This window comes from Lentzea sp. NPDC004782, assembly GCF_040609115.1.
Taxonomy (GTDB): Bacteria; Actinomycetota; Actinomycetes; order Mycobacteriales; family Pseudonocardiaceae; genus Lentzea.
Genome location: NZ_JBEXJN010000042.1, coordinates 42,885 through 63,407 on the forward strand (window position 1 = coordinate 42,885; position 20,523 = coordinate 63,407).

General features: G+C 68.8%; 18 protein-coding genes. 3 read left to right on the forward strand and 15 right to left on the reverse strand.

The features are described from left to right. Positions 1–33 precede the first annotated feature (33 nt). Positions 34–762, forward strand: a complete 729-nt coding sequence (locus ABZV40_RS32190) for a GntR family transcriptional regulator (RefSeq protein WP_355449985.1) — start codon at positions 34–36, stop codon at positions 760–762. A gap of 27 nt (positions 763–789) precedes the next feature. Here the strand turns inward: ABZV40_RS32190 and ABZV40_RS32195 are convergent, their stop codons facing one another. The 9 genes from ABZV40_RS32195 to ABZV40_RS32235 form a co-directional block, all read right to left on the reverse strand. Further along, on the reverse strand, positions 790–1,950 hold the full coding sequence (locus tag ABZV40_RS32195) for an MFS transporter (RefSeq protein ID WP_355449988.1): 1,161 nt from the start codon (positions 1,948–1,950) through the stop codon (positions 790–792). Continuing rightward, positions 1,951–2,349: a VOC family protein gene (locus tag ABZV40_RS32200; protein ID WP_355449991.1), complete on the reverse strand. Its 399-nt coding sequence runs from the start codon at positions 2,347–2,349 to the stop codon at positions 1,951–1,953. Between the two features lie 7 nt (positions 2,350–2,356). Then, the gene (locus ABZV40_RS32205) at positions 2,357–3,466 is read right to left on the reverse strand and encodes a low temperature requirement protein A (protein ID WP_355449994.1); all 1,110 of its coding nucleotides are present in this window, start codon (positions 3,464–3,466) and stop codon (positions 2,357–2,359) included. Continuing rightward, positions 3,463–4,509, reverse strand: coding sequence for an ABC transporter ATP-binding protein (locus tag ABZV40_RS32210; protein WP_355449996.1), 1,047 nt, complete (start codon positions 4,507–4,509; stop codon positions 3,463–3,465). Before ABZV40_RS32210 ends, ABZV40_RS32205 begins: the two co-directional genes overlap by 4 nt. Before the next feature lie 2 nt (positions 4,510–4,511). After that, positions 4,512–5,294, reverse strand: coding sequence for an ABC transporter permease subunit (locus ABZV40_RS32215; protein ID WP_355449999.1), 783 nt, complete (start codon positions 5,292–5,294; stop codon positions 4,512–4,514). After that, positions 5,282–6,100 (reverse strand): ABC transporter permease, encoded by an 819-nt coding sequence (locus ABZV40_RS32220; RefSeq protein WP_355450002.1) that lies wholly within the window; start codon positions 6,098–6,100, stop codon positions 5,282–5,284. Before ABZV40_RS32220 ends, ABZV40_RS32215 begins: the two co-directional genes overlap by 13 nt. Positions 6,101–6,195: 95 nt before the next feature. Then, on the reverse strand, positions 6,196–7,317 hold the full coding sequence (locus tag ABZV40_RS32225) for an extracellular solute-binding protein (RefSeq protein ID WP_355450005.1): 1,122 nt from the start codon (positions 7,315–7,317) through the stop codon (positions 6,196–6,198). A gap of 278 nt (positions 7,318–7,595) precedes the next feature. Continuing rightward, entirely contained in the window at positions 7,596–8,534 is a 939-nt protein-coding gene (locus ABZV40_RS32230; protein WP_355450007.1) for a hypothetical protein, read from the reverse strand. An 88-nt stretch (positions 8,535–8,622) separates the two neighbouring features. Continuing rightward, complete coding sequence (locus tag ABZV40_RS32235) at positions 8,623–9,195, reverse strand: hypothetical protein (protein ID WP_355450010.1); 573 nt, start codon at positions 9,193–9,195, stop codon at positions 8,623–8,625. 150 nt (positions 9,196–9,345) lie between these two features. Here ABZV40_RS32235 and ABZV40_RS32240 point away from each other — a divergent pair, with 150 nt between their 5' ends. Continuing rightward, a complete protein-coding gene (locus ABZV40_RS32240) occupies positions 9,346–12,228 on the forward strand; it encodes a BTAD domain-containing putative transcriptional regulator (RefSeq protein WP_355450013.1) in 2,883 nt (960 codons plus the stop codon). On the opposite strand, the gene ABZV40_RS32245 is transcribed toward ABZV40_RS32240, so the two are convergent. Together ABZV40_RS32245 and ABZV40_RS32250 are read right to left on the reverse strand one after the other, a co-directional pair. Next, complete coding sequence (locus ABZV40_RS32245) at positions 12,219–13,400, reverse strand: helix-turn-helix transcriptional regulator (RefSeq protein ID WP_355450016.1); 1,182 nt, start codon at positions 13,398–13,400, stop codon at positions 12,219–12,221. The two genes, ABZV40_RS32240 and ABZV40_RS32245, sit on opposite strands and share 10 nt — an antisense overlap. Before the next feature lie 102 nt (positions 13,401–13,502). Next, positions 13,503–13,673: a hypothetical protein gene (locus ABZV40_RS32250; protein ID WP_355450019.1), complete on the reverse strand. Its 171-nt coding sequence runs from the start codon at positions 13,671–13,673 to the stop codon at positions 13,503–13,505. A 220-nt stretch (positions 13,674–13,893) separates the two neighbouring features. On the opposite strand from ABZV40_RS32250, the gene ABZV40_RS32255 reads away from it, so the two are divergent. Continuing rightward, positions 13,894–14,514: a hypothetical protein gene (locus ABZV40_RS32255; protein WP_355450021.1), complete on the forward strand. Its 621-nt coding sequence runs from the start codon at positions 13,894–13,896 to the stop codon at positions 14,512–14,514. Between the two features lie 43 nt (positions 14,515–14,557). On the opposite strand, the gene ABZV40_RS32260 is transcribed toward ABZV40_RS32255, so the two are convergent. The 4 genes from ABZV40_RS32260 to ABZV40_RS32275 are packed head-to-tail and all read right to left on the reverse strand — an operon-like array spanning position 14,558 to position 20,491. Further along, on the reverse strand, positions 14,558–17,644 hold the full coding sequence (locus ABZV40_RS32260) for a DUF87 domain-containing protein (protein ID WP_355450024.1): 3,087 nt from the start codon (positions 17,642–17,644) through the stop codon (positions 14,558–14,560). Beyond that, positions 17,641–18,246, reverse strand: a complete 606-nt coding sequence (locus ABZV40_RS32265; protein WP_355450027.1) for a hypothetical protein — start codon at positions 18,244–18,246, stop codon at positions 17,641–17,643. Before ABZV40_RS32265 ends, ABZV40_RS32260 begins: the two co-directional genes overlap by 4 nt. Before the next feature lie 11 nt (positions 18,247–18,257). Further along, positions 18,258–19,898, reverse strand: a complete 1,641-nt coding sequence (locus ABZV40_RS32270; RefSeq protein WP_355450030.1) for an ATP/GTP-binding protein — start codon at positions 19,896–19,898, stop codon at positions 18,258–18,260. Further along, positions 19,883–20,491, reverse strand: coding sequence for a TIR domain-containing protein (locus ABZV40_RS32275; protein ID WP_355450033.1), 609 nt, complete (start codon positions 20,489–20,491; stop codon positions 19,883–19,885). Before ABZV40_RS32275 ends, ABZV40_RS32270 begins: the two co-directional genes overlap by 16 nt. Positions 20,492–20,523: the final 32 nt, after the last annotated feature.

A 20,523-nucleotide genomic window follows, 5' to 3' on the forward strand; every position in this document is an offset into this window, starting at 1 on the left:
CCGCTCTGACGACGCTTCAACGAGGAGCTGGCTTTGCCCCGCGCACGTGACACCCGGCCCCGGCACCAGCAGGTCGCAGCGGAGCTGCGCGATCTGATCATGCGTGGTGATCTGAGTCCAGGTACGCAACTGCCGTCCACCGCACAGCTCGTCGCGCAGTACGGTGTGGCGAACGCGACCATTCAGCACGCGCTCAAGGCGTTGAAGGACGAAGGCTTCCTCGACAGCCGCGTCGGCAAGGGCGTCTATGTCCGCGATCGGCAGCCGTTCGTCATCGACGCCGCCGCATACATTGCACCCCAACCAGGCCGTTGGCGGTACCAGGTGCTCGGCGTCGACACCGTTGTGCCACCTGCGGACGTTGTCGACGGGTTGCGGCTGGAACCGGGCGGAACAGCCATCGCTCGCACCAGGATCCTCTTCCACGACGACCAACCGGTGGAGTTGTCCACGTCGTACTACCCCACCGACATCGCCGCCGACAGCAGCCTCGCCAATCCGGCGAAGATCCGCGGAGGCGCTCCCCAGGTGCTCGCGGAGCTCGGATTCCCCCAGCGAGCCTTCGTCGATCGGATTTCGGCGCGTCCTCCGACCGTGCAGGAAGCCGAGACACTCGACCTTCCTGACGGAACACCGGTGATCCGGCAACTACGGGTCGTCTACAGCGACAACGAACACCCTGTCGAAGCTTCCGTCCTCATCAAGGGCGGGCACCGATACGAACTCCTCTATCACCAGACGGTCGAGCCCAAGTCCGGATAGAGCCGCGGCGAGGTGTTGGGGCCCAGTTCAGCGCGGCTGCCGTCGTTCGGCAGCCGCGCTGACCGCTGTGAGGACCAAAGTCACCGCGACACCACCGAAAACCGCCCAGATCGGCGACCCGACGTCCAACGCCCACGCGGCGACCACGGCCGTCAACCCGTACCCGGCGCCGGTCACCGCGTACATCATCGAGAACCCGGCCGCGTGCGCGCCGACCGGAAGCCGTTCGCGCAGCACCAGGCTCCGCGTCACCAGCACGCCGGACTGGAACAACCCCGCCGCCAGCAACGCGCCCGCGATCCCGGGCAGGTTCGGGAACAACGCCACCGCGCCGACGCACGTCGCGGTGATGACGAGCAGCACCAGACCCTGGGCGCGCAACGATCCCGGCCACGGCCGCAGCCCGTACAGCACCGCGCCCAGCGCACTGCACGCCGCGAACCCCGTGAGCAGCGGCCCGATCCAGCCGATGCCGATCCCCCGGTGCTCCAGCAACGCGGGCAGCACCAGTTCCGCGACCGCCAGCTGCGCCAGCGCCGCCGCGCTGACCAGGTAGATCGGCCACGCCGACGCGACGACACGGGGTTTCGCCGAGGCGGAACGGGAAGTCACGTGCCCGCGCGGCAGGATGAACACCAGCCACGCCGCGACGCAGATCAGGCTGACCGACACCACGACGGGCGCACGCCGGTCGACGCTCAACGCCAGCACGGTGACCAGCGCGGGCGCCACCGCCCACACCACCTGCGTGATCATGGCGTCGAAGCCCATCGCCTTGGGCACCAACGCGTCCGGCACCAGCCCGAGCAGCATCGCGCGCAGCCCGCCCGGCGTCGTCGACGGCCCGGCGCCCGCGACGAACGCCGCGATCACCAGCACCGTCACGTTGGTCGTCAGCGCCAGCGTCGTGAACGCGCCTGCCCCCACCACCAGTCCGGCCGCGAGCTGGCCGCGCATCCGGGACGGGTCGAGCAGCAGCCCCAGCAGTGCCGCGCCGAGAAGCTCCCCCAGCACGTACACGGCGGTGAGCGACGCCGCCAGCACGTAACCGCCGGGCAGGTCCCTGGTCAGGAACACCATCATCAGCGGCGTCATCGACATCGGTAACTTCGCGGCGACCGTGACCACGGCACACGCGAGCACGTCCCGGTTCGCGAGATCGCGGTAGCCGGCAGCGGAGATCGTCATCTACTCGCCCAGCTCCTGGAACAACGTGAGCTGCAGCCCCGCCGGCGCCTTCAGCCTGGCGTTGAGCGAGTTCCACGGCGTGCGCGTAGGTTCCGCGATCACCTCGGCCCCCGCGGCTTCCAGCTCACGGGTGGTGCGCTCGGAGTCGTCCACCTCGAACGCCACCCGGATGTGCCCGGCGACCCGCTGACCGACCTCGACCTGGTCGATGAACTCGGCGTGCGGCGGGTCGGTGATCTCCAGCGTGGCCCGGCCCGCCTCCAGGATCGTGACCCGCCCGCCGTCGGACGCGAACGCCGCCCGTTGCTCCAGGCCGAGGACGTCGCGGTAGAAGCGCAGGGCCTCGTCGTAGTCGGCGGCGGTGACGACTAGGCGGAGTTCACGAACACCGGTGGTCATGCGCTGATCATCGCACCAGGCGTGTGAGGACCACGACAACCGCCGCGATCGCCGCCGTGACGTGGATCGGCGCTGGTCCGAACGTCGCAGCGAGCACCGCGACCGAGCCGAGCGGCAGCAGGTACTTGCGCGGCCCCGCCTGCGCCGGGCAGTCCTGCACGTACCAGACGCACAGGAAGAAGATCGCGAGCGGCACCGTCGTGAACGCGGCGATCGCCGTGCCCGGCGCGTGCGAGAGGTGCAGGTCGTAGTCCACAGCGGCCGCGAGACCGGCACCGAGCGCAGCGATCGAGCCGAGGATGAACAGGTGCGCGTAGCCCCACAGGAACGCCTTCTTCATCGAGTGCAGGTGGGTCGGCGCCTCGAAGTAGATCCACCACACCGAGCAGACGATGATCAGGCCGGCGGCGGCGAGCGAGACGAGGTTGATCCCGCTGTCGAAGCCCTGCTGGAACGCCGTGGTGGCCGACAGGATCGACTCGCCGAGCACGATCAGCGTGAAGAGCCCGTGCCGTTCGGCGATGTGGTGCGGGTGCCACGTGGTGGCCACGGCCCGCTCGGCCCACACCGGAACCAGCAGCTCACCGATCATGAAGAGCACCCACAACGGCAGCTGCAGGCTCGGCGGGGCGACCACCACCCACAGCACCCAGAGCACCTGCATGCCGGCGATGCCGATGGCGTACCGGCGCGTGCAGTTCCTGTGCGAGGGGTTGTCCCGCGACGCCCTCAGCCAGTGCGCGACCATCGCGAGCCGGATGACGACGTACCCGCTGACCACGATGCGGTAGTCGTCGTGCTCGAAGACGCGCGGGATGCCGGACGCGATGATCAGCACGCCGGCGATCTGGACCATCGTGATGATGCGGTACAGCGTGTCGTCGTTGTCGAACGCGCTGGCGAACCACGTGAAGTTCAGCCACGGCAACCACAACGCGAAGAACGCCATGCAGAACGCGAGCACGCCGTGCCCGATGTGGTTCTCGGACACGGCGTGGTGCAACGAGGCGGCGGCCTGGGCGACCGCCACCACGAAGCTGAGGTCGAACAACAGCTCCAACGGCGTCGCGACCCGGTGGGTCTCCGCCGTGTCGCGCGCGAGGAGCTTTCTGATCATCCGGCGACCACCATGATCCTTGACTCGGTGAGGTCGAGCGCCACCCGCGTGCCGGGCTGGTAGGCCGCCGCCTGGTTGGACGGCTGGTCGACCCGCAGCACCTGCTCCCCCACCCTGACCGAGATCCGCGTGACCGGCCCGAGGAACGACTGGGTCAGCACATCTCCGACGATCTTGCGCTGTATTGAATCATCTTGGGCATCGCCGTCGTGCGCGGAAACGCCGATGTCCTCCGGCCGCACGATGACCCGCACGTCGCTGCCGGACGGCTGGTCGTGCTCGGCGGCGACGGTCACGCCGTTGACGACCACGGCCGCGCCTTCCGCCTTGGCCTCGATGCTGTTCGTGACGCCGACGAACTGCGCCACGAACGCGGTCTTCGGTTCCCGGTACACCACGGACGGCGTGTCCAGCTGCTCCAGGCGGCCGTGCGACATGACGCCGACCCGGTCGGAGACGGCGAGCGCCTCCTCCTGGTCGTGCGTGACGAACAGCGTCGTCATGCCGAGCTCGGTCTGGATGCGGCGGATCTCGTCGCGCAGGTTCACGCGGACCTTGGCGTCCAATGCGGACAGCGGCTCGTCCAGCAGCAGCACGCGCGGCTGGATCGCGAGTGCGCGCGCCAGCGCCACCCGTTGCTGCTGGCCACCGGACATCTGGTGCGGGTAACGGCCACCGAGGTGCGAGAGCCCGACGAGTTCCAGCAGCTCACCGGCCTTCTTGGCGTCGGCCTTGCGCATCTTCAGGCCGAACGCGACGTTCTGCGCCGCGGTCATGTTCGGGAAGAGGCTGTAGGCCTGGAAGACCATGCCCATGTCCCGCTTGTTGGCCGGCACGCGGGTGATGTCCTTGCCGCCCACGGTGACCGTGCCGGAGTCGGCGGTCTCGAAGCCCGCGACGATCCGCAGCGCCGTCGTCTTGCCGCAGCCCGACGGGCCGAGCAGCGACACCAGTTCGCCCTCGGCCAGGTCGAGGTCGAGGCCGTCCAGCGCGGTGTTGCCGCCGAACGACTTGCGCAGCCCCTTGAGTTCCAGATGGCCCATTTTCACTCCTCGACCACGGTCTGACGGCGCCGTTGGCCGACGTAGGAAAGTGCGAACAGAAGGACGAACGCGAAGAGCAGGCTCAGCAGCGACACCGCGATGGACACGCCCGCGTTGCGCTTGCCGAGCAGGTTGACCTGCACCTGCAGCGTGTCGAAGTTGAGCAGCGACGCGATGGTGAACTCGCCGAGCACCAATGCAACGCTCAACAGCGAAGCGCCGATGAGTGCCACGCGGATGTTCGGTACGACGACCTTCCACAGCACCGTGAACCACGACGCGCCGAGGCTGCGCGCGGCTTCGGACAGCGTCTTCAGGTCGATCGCGGCGAGTCCGGCGTCGATCGCGCGGTACGCGAACGGCAGCACCAGGACCGTGTAGGCGAACGTCAGCGTCAGTGGCGAGTCGCCGAGGAAGTAGTTCACCCACGCATACAGCGGCGCCATGCCGACCACCAGCACGATCGCGGGAATCGCCAACGGCAGCAGGCAGAGGAACTCCACCAGCCGCTGCAGCTGCGGGAGCCGCAACCGGATCCACGCCATCGTCGGCACGAGCAGCACCAGCATCAGCACCGCTGACGTGACCGACAGCAGCAGCGAGTTGACGAGCGCTTCCATCAGCCCTTCGTCGTCGACGATGGACGTCCACGACTCCAGGCTGCGGCTACCGCCCTTGCCCCGCGTCGAGAACTCCGCCATCGCGATCAGCGGCAGGATGAAGTAGATGCCCAGCACCAGCAGGACGACGGTGCGCAGAACGCGCTGCTTGACTAGCGAACCCACTTGGCCACCCTCCGCTGCAGCAGCACGTTCACGCCCATCGCGATGCTGACGACGATCACCATGCCCAGGCCGAGCGCCTTGCCGAGGTTCTCCTGGCCGAGCACGACCTCGCCGGTGAGGAAGCCGCGGATCTGCAACGGCACGATCGGGCTGCCCTGCGAGACGAGCGCGGCGGCCGTGGCGTAGGCGCTGAAGGCGTTGGCGAACAACAGCAACAGCGCGCCGAGGAACGGCGGCGTGAGGATCGGGCCGCCGACGTGCCGCCAGTACGTCCAGCTGGTGCCGCCGAGGCTCGCGTTCGCTTCCCGCCACTGTGGACGGAGACCGTCCAGCGCGGGCAGGAACACGATGACCATCAACGGGATCTGGAAGAACGTGTAGACGAGCGTCAGGCCGGGCAGGTCGAACAGCCACGCGCTGCCGGCGAAGATGTCGATGCCGACGTTGTCGCGCAGGAACTTCGTGACCAGACCCTCGAAGCCGATCGTCGCGAGGAACGCGAACGCCAGCGGCACACCACCGAACTGGGCGAGCACACCGGACGCCGCGACGACCACGCGCCGCAGCATGCCCTCGTGGTTGCCGACCGCGACGGCCCACGTGAGCAGCGCGCCGAAGACCGCGCCGATGACCGCGGTGAGCGCGGACAGCTCGATGCTGCGCACGAACGCGTCGAAGACGACACCCGTGAACAGGGTAGTGAGGTTGTCGAGCGTCAGGCCACCGTTCGAGTCCTGGAAAGCACCGAACAGCACCAGGATCGTGGGGTAGACGAGAAAGATGCCGACGAACGCGAGGAACGGCACCGCGACGAGCCAAGCGGCCGCAGATGGCCGACCGGCGGCCCCACTCCTGCTCGGAGTGGAACCGCCGGGCGTCGTCGCTACGGGAGCGACTGAGGTCATCCGATGGCCTGCGCCCAGGTCGCGGTGAGGACGGCCTTGGCCTTGTCGGCCTGGGCCTGCGTCTGGAACACCTGCTTGCCGTCGGTCTTGGGCAGCTTGTCCTTCGCGGCCTTGTCCGCCTTGTCACCCATCTTGTCCAGGCGGACCGGGCGGGACATGCCCTTCAGGTAGAGGTTCTGGCCCTCGTCGGAGTAGAGGAACTCCTGCCACAGGCGCGCTGCCGCGGGGTGCGGCGCGTCCTTGCTGATCGCCTGGTTGTAGTAGGCGCCGAGCTGGGCCTCCGCCGGGACGACGACCTTCCAGTCCATCTTGCCCTTGAGCTTCTCGGTCTGGGCGGCGTTGGTGTAGTCCCAGTCGATCACGACCGGCGTCTGGCCGGACTCGATCGTCGCGGGCGAGGGGTCGACCGGCTGGAAGTTGCCGGCCTGCTTGAGCTGCTTGAAGAACTCGACACCGGGCGCGATGTCGTCGGCGGAACCACCGTTGCCCAGCGACGCCATGACCACACCGTTGAACGCGGCACCGGCCTGCGTCGGGTCGCCGTTGAGCGCGACCTTGCCCTTGTACTCGGGCTTGAGCAGGTCCTTCACGCTCGTCGGCGCCGGTACCTTGGCGGCGTCGTAGCCGATCGACATGAAGCCGCCGTAGTCGCCGTAGTACGCGCCGTCCGCGTCCTTGAGCTCCTTGGCGATGTCGTCCCAGGTGCTGACCTTGTACGGCGCGAACAGGTCCTTGTTCGCCAGTGCCACGTTCAGACCGAGGTCGAACACGTCGGGCGCGCGGTCGTTGCCCTTGAGCTGCTTGGCGGCGTTGATCTCTTCCTGGCTGGACGCGTCCGGCTGCGCGGAGTCGACCTTGATGCCGTACTTGGCCTCGAAGGCCTTGATGATCTCACCGTAGTTCGCCCAGTCCGGGGGCAGCGCGATGACGTTGAGCTTCCCCTCCTTCTTGGCGGCCTCGACCAGCTTGTCCATGCCACCGAGGTCACTCGCCGACTTGGCGGTCCCGGCGGCTGTGGTCTGCGTCTCCTTGGCGGGCGGGGCGCCACAGGCGGCCACCGCCAGCACCAACGCGCCGACACCAATCAGTTTCGTGGTGACGTTCCCTCGCTTCAGCACAGGCGGAGGATTCGCGCGGGATGCTTTCGTTGTCAAGCCAGCCGCGCCGGTTGAGACCTTCTCGACTCCTACGGTGAATTCTCGGGTGCCTACGGGTTGCGACTGAATGCTTTCCGAGCTTCGTCCAGGTGGCGTCCGGTGAGCCCGGTCGCCGGGTCCGCGTGGACGAGTGCGGTGGTCAGGTGCCGTCGCTTGTGGACGAAGTCCCGGTTGCGCTCCGCCCGAAGCGACCAGCCCGGTTTCCTCGACCAGCCGTCTCAACTGGCCACCGCGCCCGCTCAGGAAGCACGCCGCGCCGAGCACACCGCCGACCCGCCCCACCGGGCGCCGTACAGCAGTCCCGGCAGCAGCCGCCGGAACCGCAGGTGGATCTCCCCGGCCCGGTCAGGGGTGTGCTGGCTCCCGCTCGGCTCGGCGCCGGCCCGCTGCAGCACCCCGTCGAACGTCCGCACCAACCGTTTGCGGTCGTGCTCGAACCGCACGCGCAGGTCGAACACCTCGCACGGCCGTTCGGGCACGTGCAGCACGCACGGGTGCATGACGTCACGGCTCAGCAGCCGGTACCGGATCGCGAAGTCGTGGGTCTCGCCGCGCGCCAGCGGCTCGGCGGGCAGCAGGGTGAAGCCGGGGCGGTCGTGCGTGGCGGAGCGGTCCCGCAGCGTGCCGCCGTAGAGCAGGTGCACGTCCACGTCGCGCCTGCGCACGGGGAACACGGCGGCGAACTCCAGCTGGTCGACGCCGTCCTGGTCGACCACGACCTGGTAGCGCTCCAGCACCTCGGGCTGCCCCTGGTCGAGCGCCACGGCCACGGACAGCTCGGCGGTGTGCCACCCGCCGGTGGCACGGCGCGTGGTCGTGGCGGCCAGTTCGGCCAGCTGGTCGACGGCCTCGTCGACGCGGCGGCGCACGGTGCGGGAGTCGCGGTCGATCTCGGCGGCCACCCAGTTCACCCGTTCCTGGTAGAGCGGGTGGCGGACGTCGGGGATCAGGCCGAACGCCGCCCGTGCCGCGAGCTGCAGGTCGTCGGGGAGCTGCTCGACCAGCTCGGTCAGCCTCGTGACCAGCTTCTGCCTCGCGGCGGACTGGCCGTCGGCCCTGGTGATCCCGCACGCGGCGGCCAGGTCCGGTCCAACGCGGCCCACGATCCGTCCGTGCACACCCCTTCCCTTCCGGAGGGTCTTCAGCTCGTGGACCAGTCTGGCGTGCGTCGTCGTCATCTCCGCTCTCCTCCCCTTGCGTGCTCACGTGCGGCGGAGGCAGGTTGCGTCGGGCATGTGGACGAGAAGTGGACACGCCGTGGATCGGTCACACGTGGTCCGGACGCAGGGTCGTCCGGGCCACCGACGAGACGAGCGCGATGCCGACCCGGACGCCGTCACGACCGAGGAAGACGCGCGTGGTGCCGATGCGGTCCAGCGTCGCCGGATCGACGGCACCGAGCCCGAACGCGATCATCTCCGGGCCCGACGCCGTGGCGGTGAGCTGCGCCAACGCCGCGGGCCACGCGGGATCGGTCGCCCTGCCGTCGGAGATGAAGAACAGCACCGGCCGGCGCACCCGGATCCGCTGCGCTTTCAGGCTTCGCACGTCACGTTCGATGGTGACGCGCAGAAGAGTGAATGCGGAGCCGAAGTCGGAACCTGATTCCTGACGCGGTGTAATAGTTTCCGGCGGGTCGATCGCGGCCCGCAGCGGCTGCACCACCAGCGGGCTTTCCGCGAAAACCACCACGCAGAGCCGAATCTGCACGGCGGCCCGCCGATCGGCGTGCACCGCACCGCGGAACTCGCGCATTCCGGCGTTGACCTCGTCGATGTGGTTGGCCATCGAGAGCGATACGTCGCAGACCACGTAGCAGGGCAACACTTCGCGCACCATCCGTTTCCCCCTCACCACGACACGTGACAAGGAGAACGGTTACCGAATCGTGTTGATCGATCGTGGACAAAAAGCTGATTCGCTGACACGCCAAAGGGCCCTTGCGCGACATTCCTCCCAGACAGAAGCTCGAACACCGAGGAGGACGGCGTGGAGTTCCGAATGCTGGGTCCGCTGGAGGCGTGGCACGAGCACACCTCGGTTTCCTTGGGCGACCAGCAGCAACGCTTCATTCTCGTCGTGCTTCTCTTACACGCGAACAAACCCGTGTCACCCGAACGGATCACCGAGATCGTGTGGCCCGACCAGCCGGAGCGCAAGACGCTGGTGCGCAGCTACATCAAGAGGATCCGATCGGCGTTCGAGGCCACCGACGCGTTGATCGACACGACTCCCACCGGGTACGTGCTGCGCGTCGACGAGAACCAGATCGACACCGTGCGGTTCGACCGGTTGCGCGAGGAAGCCGCCCAGGCGTTGCGGGACAACGACCAGCGCGGAGCCATCGACCTGTTGCGGACGGCGGTGGCGTTGTGGCGCGGCCGGTTCCTGGAGGACATCGACATCGACCGGGTCGGCGGCGCCGAGGTGATCCTGCCGGACGAGAGCTACCACGACGCACTCGGTGACCTGGCCGAGCTGGAGCTGGCCGTCGGTGACCACCGGTCGGCCAGGGACCGGATGCGACGCGCCGTCCGCACCGCGCCCGACCACCAGAAGTACGCGGAGCTCCTGATGAGGGCGCTGATCGCGGGTGGTGACCGGGTCGGCGCCCTGAAGATCTTCGACGGCGCGACCACCGCACTCGCCGAGCTCGGCCTCGAACCCGGCACCGTGCTGCGCAACCTCGCGGAACGCGCGCGGCGGGGCGAGCCGGTCAGCTCGCTGCCGTCCCGTCCGGGCGGCTTCACCGGCCGGACCGGCGAGCTGGAGAAGATCGAGGCCGCCGCGGCGGGCACCGGCGAACGCCGCGCGGTGTGGATCAGCGGCGCGCCCGGCGTCGGCAAGACCGGCCTGGCCGTCGAGGCCGCGCACCGCCTGCGCCACCGCTTCCCGGACGGCCAGATCCTGCTGCGCCTCAACGGGTTCACACCGAACGTGGCACCGATGTCCGTGTCGGACGCGCTGACGCAGCTGCTCACCGAGCTGGGCGTGCCGGCCGAACAGATCCCGGACACCGTGGGGCGCAAGGTGACGGTCTACCAGTCCCAGCTGTACGGCACGAAAACCCTGGTGGTGCTGGACAACGCCGTCTCACCCGACCAGATCCGGCCGCTGTTGCCCGAAGCGCGCGACTGCTTCGCCGTCGTGACGAGCAGGCGGATGGGCGAGCCGGACATCAGCGAGCACGTGCGGCTGGGCCCGCTGCCGCCGAGCGACGCCACGGCGTTGTTCCGCAGGCTCACCGACCCGGTCCGGGGCGGCAGGCCGGCGGACGTGGCGGGACTGGTGAAGCGCTGCGGGTACCTGCCGATGCCGATCACGATCGCAGCGGCGGCCTTGCGCAGGCACGACAAGTGGTCGTTGAAGCACCTGCTCGACCTGATGGACGAGAACGTGCCGTGGCGGCAAGACGGTGCCGCCGCCGTGCACGCCTCCTACCGGCTGCTCGACGAACGGCAGCAGGAGGTCTTCCGGCTGTTCGGGCACCTGCCCGGCCCTCACGTCGATCTCGTCGGCGCGGCTGCACTCGCAGGTCGCGACGTCGCCGACACCCGCAAGCTGCTGGACGACCTGCACGAGGTCTGCCTGCTGGAGGAGATCGCGCCCGACCGCTACCAGATGCTCGACTCCGTCAAGGAGTTCGCGGCACTGGAACACGCACCGGCGGACGCTTTGGTGCGGCTGCTGGACTTCTACCTCGTCACGCTCGCGAACGCCGTGCGGGCCGCCTACCCGTTCGACCGGACCATCCAGCCCTCGGTGGACCGCGAGAGCCCGCTGGGCCTCACGTTCTCCAGCGAGGACAAGGCGTTGGCGTGGATCAACGCCGAGCGCGACAACCTGATGGCCGCGATCCGGCACGCCGGACCCGACCACGCGTGGCGGCTGGCGGCGCTGATCTGGCGGCACTTCAACACCGCGAACCGGTTCCAGGACTGGATCGAGGCCGTCGAGTCCGTGCACGCGGAGGACGACAACGGCCAGGCGCACGTGCTGCTGCACCTGTCCGCCTCCGTCAACCGGCTGGGCCGCCACACCGAGGCGCACGGGTTCGCCGAGCAGGCGCTGAGCAGGTGGTCCCGTCTCGGCAACGTGGCGGGTGAGGCCGCGGCTTTGTGCATGCTCGCGATGTCGTCGATGTCGCTCGGCGACCACGACGAGGCCATGCGGCACTTCGAGGCCGCGCTGGCGAAGTACGAGCAGTGCGGAGATCTGCGCGGCCGCGCGCACGCGTTGAGCATGCTCGGTTATCTCAACGAGCAGCACCGCCGGTACGAGGTCGCGTTGCGGCAGAACGAGGCCGCGGTGGAGATCCTGCGCAAGATCGGCCACCAGCAGGGTCTGGCGCACGCGTTGAACAACCTCGGCGCGAACCGGCAGCACCTCGGGTTCCTGGACGAGGCCATTCCCGACCACCTGGAGGCGCACGAGATCGCGGTCGAGCTCGGGGACGCCTGCGTGGCCGCGTACGCGCTGACCAACATCGCCGACGCCCACCGGCTCGCCGGCCGCCTGGGCGAAGCCCTGCACCACCACGAGCTGGCCGCCGCTGCCGCCGCCGACGTGGCCGACGCGGACCTGCGCGCGAGGCTGTTCTACGACCGTGCCGCCACCGCTCGCGACGGTGGCGACCTGACCGCGGCCCTGCGGCACTACCGGTCACTGCTCGACGTGGCCTCGGGCAACCGCATGCACCAGGCCCGCGGCGAAATCGGCGTCGCACGGGTGTTGCACGCCCTGCGCCGGCATTCCGAGGCCGTACCGCACTGGAACGCGGCCGAGGCGTTGTCGGCGCAGCTCGACCAGCGCGAGGCGGAGGAGGTTCGGGCCGAACGAGCGGAGCTGACCTGCGCGTGCGGTCAGCGGTGACCCAGAAGTCGTTTCAGGTCAGGGGAGATCTCCCGGACCGCGCCGTGGTTGTGCCACCTGCCCAGGGTCTTGGCCAGCTGCCGCAGATCCGTCCTGATGGTCGCCGAGTCGACGTGCGCCACGTCGTCGATCATGGCGGCGAACGTCCGGCAGCTCTCGTCGACCTCGCCCGACAACGCGTGGGCCAGCGCTCTTCGCGTGCCGTAGCGCGCCCTGGTACGTCGTGAGGTGACCGGCACTCGCGCGAGCTGGCGGTCCAGCACCGTTACGGCCTCAGTGTTGAGCCCGAGATCGCACAAGGCCCATCCCCTGGCCAATTCCAGCGGCTCGGGCGTGCTGGGACCCAACGCCGGGTACGGGCTGTCGGGCTGGGCGGCGGTCAGCAGCGTCCTGGCGCGGTCGAACGCGATCTCGGCGGCGTACCGGTCTCCCGCGAGCGCGTGGCCCTGCGCCTCCCGTCGTGCGGCCAGCGCCAGAACGCGTGCACCGGCCCGGCCGATCCACTGCGCCTGCTGGGCCAGGTTGATCGTCGCGGCCGCGTCCTGCCGGTAGAGCGCGAGCCCGGACTCCCGCACGAACGCGTAGCTCGCGATGTCCGGATCCCCTGCGGCGCGGGACAGTTCCGACGCGTGCCGCGTCCACCACAGCGCGCCCTGCTCGTCCCCGGCCTCCTGACTCATCCAGCCGGTGTACTCGGCGATGCGCGCGGCGAGCCGAAGCAACGTCGTCCCCACCGGTCCGGTGTTCTCGCGAGCGAGCCCGTGCACCGTGTGCTGCAAGGCTTTCAGCGGTTCGAGGACGACCATCGGGCTGGTGTGCAGGCCCAGTCCCCGCAGCTGTTCGAACGAGGTGCGCATCCCGGCGATCACCTGCTCGTCCGGCACCGGCCGCGGTCCACCGGCGAACTCACCGGAACCGAGCGCGGTTCCGGTGAGCAGCACCTGACCTCGGCCGAGCGCGGGAGAGGTGAGCGCCGCGGCCTCGATCAGCAGGCCACCGACGTCCAGCACGCCGTCGCAGAGGCGCGCCACCGTCGGCGTCGGCGGTTTGACGTCGTTCTCGATCTTGCTGAGATAACCCTTGCTGTAATGGATCAGCTTTGCCAGCTGCCCCATCGACAACCCCGCGGCAATGCGGTGTTCGCGCAGCAGCTCACCAAAAGTTCCGGCCACGACTGCCTCCCGCTCCGGCGTGCTCCGAGTACACCATCCCCGACCCGCTGACCGCAATCGCCCCGGCCTTTCTCCCGAATGACCGGGGCGAATTGCACTAACTCAGCCGTACCACGGGTTGCCGCCGCCGTCCGGGGTTTCGGTGGTGGTCGTGGGAGGTGGCGGCGCGTCGTCCGCGTTGGCCGCGACACCACCGGAAACGGAAGCGGCGACGGCGAGCGCGGTCACCAGCGTGCCGAGGCCGGCCACGAAAGTGGACACGATTTTGGACATGGCGAATCCTCCGAAGGAAATCGAGACTGATTTCGGAATTCCGCCCGCCGTGCTGCGGGCTACTTCGAGGATTCATCTGCGAAAACGGCCTAACCAGGTGTTTCCCGTTGCCCACCGAGGTGGTCAACGCGTCCACTCCTCATCCACTTCTGGTCAACACCCGACGTGGATGCTGCCCGCGCGACCGGCCACCGGCCGGTCTTCGAGGAGGAGGTTTCGAGTGATCGAGTCCGCGACCTACGACATCGCCGTGTCGTTCGCCGAGGAGGAGCGCGCGGTGGCCGGCGAGGTGGCCGAGGCGTGCCGGCAGCGCGGCCTGACCGTGCTGGAGGGCACCGACCTGCCGGAGGCTCAGGTGCGCTTCCTCGTCCCGTTCGTGTCCACTGTGGACGAACTGTTGGCGCAGAACGGTGACGAGCACGTGCTGCCGGTCCTGACCGGCGAGGTCCCGTCACCGCCGCACGTCACCTACCTGCGTGCCGACGAGGGACTGGTGGACGCCCTGGTGAGCAGGGTCGAGGCGGCGGAAACGGCGGGCAGGGACCGGGTGTCGGTCGCCGCCGTGGTGGCACCCGCGCCCACCGCCGCGCAACCGGAGACCCCGCTGCTGCGAGCACTGGCCGAACAGTTCGCCGCCGCGTCGCCCGAGCTCACCAAGCGCGGCCTGTCCGGCACCGTGCACCTGGGCGACACCACGGTCGCCGTGCGCGTCGAACGGTCGGGCGACACGGTCTACGCCCTGCAGGTCGAGGGCGACGGGACCGTGAACTTCGTCGTCCTCGGCGGCACCGCGGAGCTGTTCCCCACGCTGTGCCAACGCATCGAGGACATGCTGCGCTGACATGCGAAAGGGCGGTGCCCCCTCGGGGACACCGCCCTTGTCGTCACTGCTGCCGAGCCCGCTCGATCACTTCCTCCAGCCGCAACGGACTCGGCGGATGGTGGCTCAGGCACAGCGGCGCCCGCATCCGCCGGAACCCGAACGTGTCCCCGGTGACGTAGAACCGCCCGCGCTCCAACCGCGAGATGTCCGCGATCGAACTCCCCTTGGCCCGAGCCATGTCCACGGCCGCGGCGATCTGCGCCGGACTGTTGAGCCGCCCGAAGAACTGCGTCGTGGCGTTGCCGGTCACCTGGTTGTGCACACCCTTGGGCGCCTGCGTGGCCAGCAACAACCCCAACCCGTACTTGCGAGCCTGCGACGCCAGCAGAATCGTCGTCTGGGTGCTGGCCGTGGCCCCACCCGACGGCGCGATCGTCTGCGCCTCGTCCATCACCATCAGCCCGCCGAGCAGCCGATCCACCGCCGGGTTCCGCTTGATCCAGGCGAACACCTCCAGCTGCAACTGGCTGATGAACCCCTGCCGCTGCTCGTCCGACGGCAACCCGACGAAACTGATGACCGACACCCGCGCCCGCTTGCCCGGCGACGGCGTCAGCAACATCCCGGGATCGCTCGGTTCCCCTTGCCCACCGAGCAACGGGTCGTTGACCATCGCGGCCCGCAACGTCTCCGCGAGATCAGCCGCCGTCGCCGCCGCCGACTGCAGCTTGCTGACCCCGTCCGGCAACTCGGCCAGCAGCTCCACGAACCCGTTGAGGTCACGCCGATCCCCGAGCGCATACCGCTTGAGCGCCTCCTTGAGCACCGCCCGCGCCCTGACCGCGAACTTCGTCCCGCTCGCAATCCGCGCGTGCGGCACCAACCGCGCCACCGCGGCCTCCACCGCGGCAGCGAACTCGTCCTCGTCCCCACGCACCTCGGCGAAGTCCGGCAGCGGATGAAAACTCAACGGCCGCCCACTCGCCCGCCCCGGCGTCCACACGACGACCTCGGTCCCCGCGAGGTACTCGGCGGCCTTCACCTCGTCCCCCGGCCGCCACTCCCCCGGCACCTCGGGCCAGGCGTCACCCAACCGCGCCAGGTCGTTGTTGGGGTCCAGCACGATGGCCGAAACCCCTTGCAGCGCACACTCTTCGACGATCCGGCGCAACAGCACCGTCTTCCCGCTGCCGGACCCCGCGAACACGATCGCGTGCTTGCGCAACGACTCCAGCTCGATCCGGATCTCCCCGTCCATCCCGAGCACGATCTCGCCGGCGCGCTCAGGCTGCGACTCCGGCGGCGGACGCGTCTCCTGGTGACTCGCCGCGGTCCGCTCCTGGTCGGGCAGCACCGACCGCAGGAACGTGGTGCTGCTGGCGGGTTTGCGCGCCACCAGCCAGGAAAGCAGCTGATGCGTCTGCACCGCGCAGATCTCCTTGAGCGCGCTGAACGTTCGCAGGTCGTCGTCCGTGATGTCGACGCACCGCCCGCCCGCGCTCTCCAGCTCGGCGACGAGCCGCTGGGTCACCGCACCGGTCCAGCCCTTGGCGCCGTTGCGGATGATGATCAGATGCCGGCCGCGGCCACCGCGAGACCCCTCGGCCGCGGCACGGGCGTCGCGCAACTTGCGCAGCACCCGGTTGCCGTGACTGCTCGCGATGAACCGCAGTCCCCAGCGCTCCTGGGTGTCCAGCTCCTCGTTGACCGTGAGCCGCAAGCCGGCGTGCAGCCGCATGTCCTCCGAATGCGGCTCCGGGTGCCACTTCAGGTCGTCGTTGCCGACCTCGGTGATCCACGACTTCAACCCGGCCAGCAGCAACGCGGGCAGCACCTCGTCCTCGTTGTGCGGCCTGATCTCCGCGGCCGTGATCTCGGCGGTCTGCTTCAGGTGCGCGAACCTGGCGTCGAACTCGGCCATGTAGTCCGGTTCCGGCCCGGCGGGAACCGGCGTCGTCACCACCTCGACCGGCTGCGGCTCGTCGAACGAGCCCAGCTCCCCGATCTCGCCGTACAAACACGCTTCAGCGTGCTGGTGCACCCGCTTGAGCAGCTGGCGCGGCGTGCGGGCAGACCAGTTCGCCGGGTCGAACGCACTCGGCGCGACCGGCCACGTCGAGTGCGGCGGCACGATCCCGTTGCGCTGGTACATCACACCGAGCCACTTCTCGACGAGCTTCCTGCCGATCTCCGGATCGCCGATGGAGGCCAGGATCGGCGTCGTGGTGAACCGGTCCTCCACGGTGTCGCTCGCGATCGACTTCAGCATCCTCCACGTGTTGGGCAGGCACGCGACCACGGTGATCGTCCGCCGCGTCGTCTCGCGCAGCTGCATCAGACCGTCCGAGATGTCGGCGATCTCCTGCACCAGCTCGGGGTTCGTCACCACCTCGCCGGTCACGTCCTGTCCCTTGTTGACCAGCGTGTCCAGCTGGTCGACGGCGATGACGCACGGACCGGTCATGGCGAGGACGCGGGAGATGTCCCGCACGAGCGTCCTGGACGGGTTCGACTCGGCGGGCAGGCCCCAGCGCCTGCGTTCCTCACTCGACTCGTCCACGCCCTTCAGGTAGGACCTGCCGACGTCCGAGTGCTCCGAGGCGTACAGCACGAGCGCGCGGATCGTGTCACCGCACTCCACGGCGATCCGGCTGTCCACCGTGCGCAGTCCACTGAGGAACGTCCGCAGGTGCTCGGGCGTCAGCGGCGCCTCGCCCGCCACCGCCCGCGCGACCTCCGCGGGCACGTCGGCGCCCAGGCACAGCTGCCGCAGCAACACCGTGAGCTGGATGTCGCCCTCGTCGTTGGCCCGGCGCAGCTCACTGCGCATGGCGTCGGCGACGTCGTCCCAGAACGCCTTGCCCGACGTGACCTCGACGAGGAAGAAGTAGCCGCCCTGCCCCTGGACCATCCGGCGCACCGAACCCAGCAGGTGCGTCTTGCCGACGCCCTTCTCCCCCTGCAGCACCAGGCCACCGATGCTCGGCCCGACGCTGGCCCTGGCGTCGGCGATGCCCGCACGGAGGCGGTGCTCAGCCCTGGTGTGCAGACCCTCGATGTGGAAGGGCGAGGCGTGCCACACGTCGTCGGGGGTCTCGGCCGAGTTGAAGCGGACGACCGCGAGCGCCTCGCGCAGTTGCTCGGTCATGATTCCTCGATCGCCATGAGGTGCTTGTCCTCGCCGCCGATCCGGATCGCCGCCGCGTGGTCGGCCTCGGTCAGCACCTTGCGGTTCGAGTCGGGAACCAGGTGGGTGGTGCCGGCCTTGACCATCTTCAGCAGGGTTTCGTCAACCTCCTCGCGATCAGCGCCGTCGAGCCGCGGCCGGATCTTCGCCAGCCGCACCCAGTCCTGGTAGCCGTCGCCCAGCTCCAGGTAGACCTGCCGGATCAGCTCCTCCAGCCCGCGCGACCGGATCGCCTCGGCGAGCAGCCCGCGGTCGCGCAGGAACGGAACCATGCGCCGCAACAGCTCCTGGTTCACCCGCGCCTGCGGCCCGACCCGAGGAGGCAGCTCGCTCTCGACGAGGTGGGTCATGCACCAATCGATGCCGCGGTCGGTGATCCGGTGGATGAACCGCCGCCCCTCCTTCAGCGTCTCCAGGAGCTTGTCGCGGTTCAGCACGTCGCGGTCCTTCGGCAGCAGCGTGATCTTGTAGGTCTCCTTCAGCTCCGTGTTCGGCACCTCCCGGTTGGCCAGCATCATGACCATCAGTGCCGACTTGGCGCTGGTCGCGTACTTCTCCGGCATCACGCCGCCTTTCAGTCCGTGAACGCGTTGATTCGTCGCTCGATCCGGGCGAGCAGTGCGCTCACCTCGGTGCGCACCTGCTCGGGCACCGCCACCCCGGTCCCGTTGCGGTGCGGTTTGCTCAACAGCAGCAGGTCGGCCGACCGGTCGCGCAACAGGTCCATGTCGCCGTCTTCGAGCGCACCGGCGAGTCCCTGCACCGCTTCCTCGACGAGCGCGATCCTTGCGGGATAAGGCACCTGTGCCGGCACCTCGCGCAGCGCCGCCTCGGCGTCCCTCAACGCCTCGTGGTCCGGCTCGGTCTCCGGCGCCGGGGTCGCGCTGATCAGGTCGTACAGCTTCCTGGCCACCCGCACCGGCCGCAGCGACTGGTCGAACTCCAGGTGCTGGAGGTTGCGCAGGAACCCCGGCAGCAGGTCGCGGTTCGTGCCGCGGGCAACCAGGCAGAACATCTGCCGCTGCGCACCGTCCGGCCCGAGCGCACGACGTGCGAACCGTTCCGCCTCCGTGAGCTGCCACCGGCTCAACCCGCCGTCGATGACGAGACAGAGATGCTGCGCGGGGTCCCCCGGCTGGTCGAGAATCCCCGGATCACCGGAGACCGACCTGTCCACCTTCACCCCGAGCAGACGCAGCTCGGTGATCAGCTCGGTGCTCGTGCGCCACAACGTCCTCGGACTGGACACCATCAGGTCCAGGTCGAACTTCCGCCGCCGCGAGCGCGCGGCGGCCACGTAGGCGTCGCGGTTGTCCGCCAGCAGATCGGTCCGGTCGAACTCCTGCGCGATCACCGAGGCAACCGTCTCCAGCGCGAACGAGATCTGGTTCGGTGACGGGGACTGCTCCTCCAGCACGGGCAGCAGTTCGCCGAAACTCCAGTAGGAGACGTACGGCACCGTGAGATGTCGCAGCATCAGGTCGGGTTGCACGCTCTTGACCAACCAGTTGCGGAAGAGCGGGGCGACGACCTTCGCGGACTTCTTCTGCCACTCCGCGGCCCGTTTGTACTCGACCGTGCCGTCCAGCCTGGACAGCACGGGCATCACCTGGTGGCGTGGCCGGTCGTAGGGCAGCCGGTCCCGCGCGCTGTCCGCGAGACGGGCGATGTCCACCACGTCGTTGAGGTTCTGGTCGTTGGCGGTGAACACCACCACCAGCCGGTCCGGCAGCTGTGCGGTGCAGATGCTCGCGATGTCCGAGACGCCGGTACGGCTGTCGATCAGCACGAAGTCGTACTTGGCGATCCACTCGTCTCGGCGTTCCTCCAGGAACTCGGCGAACCCGTCCTCGTACAGGTCCTCCCAGTCGATGCCCTGCATCCGGGGCGCGTAGGAGGCGTCCATCCGGTGGTCGACGACTTTTCCCGCGGCGATCAGGTCGAGCACTCCGCCCTCGACGTTGACTCGAACGGTGTGCGAGCTCGGCATTTCCACTTTCTGGATGAACTCGTGTGCGAGATCGATCACACCACTCGGCGGCATCTGGGAAAGGTGCGGCCGGAAGTAGAGATGAAGGCCGGGCGCTTCCAGGTCCCAGTCCACCGCGAGCACCCGGTAACCCCAGCGCGCGAGCAGCACCGCCGTGTTGGCCAGGGTGAAGCTGCGCCCGACGCCGCCTTTGTAGGAGTAGAACGTGATCACGGTTCCGGACATCGCTTGAACCTCGGTAAGGGTGTGCGCGGGGTGACGATCGGGTCGGGGCGTTCGACAATCGGCCAGTTCGGCTGCCAATCGGGAGCTTGCTCCATCAGCTCGACGAGATCACCCGCCAGCTTCTTCACTTCTTTGTGGAAGTGGATGTAGTCGACCGTCTGCTGATAAACCGGGTCAGGATGCGCGTACTCCTTGAAGTCGTGCCATTTTCGCATCCGCTCTGTGATCGGGAAGTTCTCCGAGTCGGAGTAGAGGATGGGGTAGATCAGCCCCTGGGAGACCTCGGTACTGGCAAGCCCGAGCATCTTCTCCCGTGCCCGCATACTGTCCAGCTCCGACATGCACCAGCCGGACCTGAAGTAGTGCGGCGTCATCACCTGGATCATGATCTTGCTGTGGCGCAGCGAGGTCGCCAGGTTGTGCGACCACTCCACGGCGCGCGGCATGTGACGGTCCATGTACACCTTGGGCGCGGGCGCACACTCGTCGGCAAGGCACTCGACGAGTTTGTTGTAAAAGTGGTTCAGCAGCCATTTCTGCACACTGCCCTGACGGCTGTAGCTGATGAAGAAATCGAACTCATAGCCGGACACAGCGCACAACGGTAGAGGTGCGACCCCGGTCG

Excerpts from the sequence above, each read along its gene's own strand:
- ABZV40_RS32200 (WP_355449991.1), bottom strand. The coding sequence starts at position 2,349 with ATGACCACCGGTGTTCGTGAACTCCGCCTAGTCGTCACCGCCGCCGAC.
- ABZV40_RS32195 (WP_355449988.1), bottom strand. The coding sequence starts at position 1,950 with ATGACGATCTCCGCTGCCGGCTACCGCGATCTCGCGAACCGGGACGTG.
- ABZV40_RS32265 (WP_355450027.1), bottom strand. The coding sequence starts at position 18,246 with ATGCCGGAGAAGTACGCGACCAGCGCCAAGTCGGCACTGATGGTCATG.
- ABZV40_RS32270 (WP_355450030.1), bottom strand. The coding sequence starts at position 19,898 with ATGTCCGGAACCGTGATCACGTTCTACTCCTACAAAGGCGGCGTCGGG.
- ABZV40_RS32230 (WP_355450007.1), bottom strand. The coding sequence starts at position 8,534 with ATGACGACGACGCACGCCAGACTGGTCCACGAGCTGAAGACCCTCCGG.
- ABZV40_RS32260 (WP_355450024.1), bottom strand. The coding sequence starts at position 17,644 with ATGACCGAGCAACTGCGCGAGGCGCTCGCGGTCGTCCGCTTCAACTCG.
- ABZV40_RS32250 (WP_355450019.1), bottom strand. The coding sequence starts at position 13,673 with ATGTCCAAAATCGTGTCCACTTTCGTGGCCGGCCTCGGCACGCTGGTG.
- ABZV40_RS32205 (WP_355449994.1), bottom strand. The coding sequence starts at position 3,466 with ATGATCAGAAAGCTCCTCGCGCGCGACACGGCGGAGACCCACCGGGTC.
- ABZV40_RS32210 (WP_355449996.1), bottom strand. The coding sequence starts at position 4,509 with ATGGGCCATCTGGAACTCAAGGGGCTGCGCAAGTCGTTCGGCGGCAAC.
- ABZV40_RS32235 (WP_355450010.1), bottom strand. The coding sequence starts at position 9,195 with ATGGTGCGCGAAGTGTTGCCCTGCTACGTGGTCTGCGACGTATCGCTC.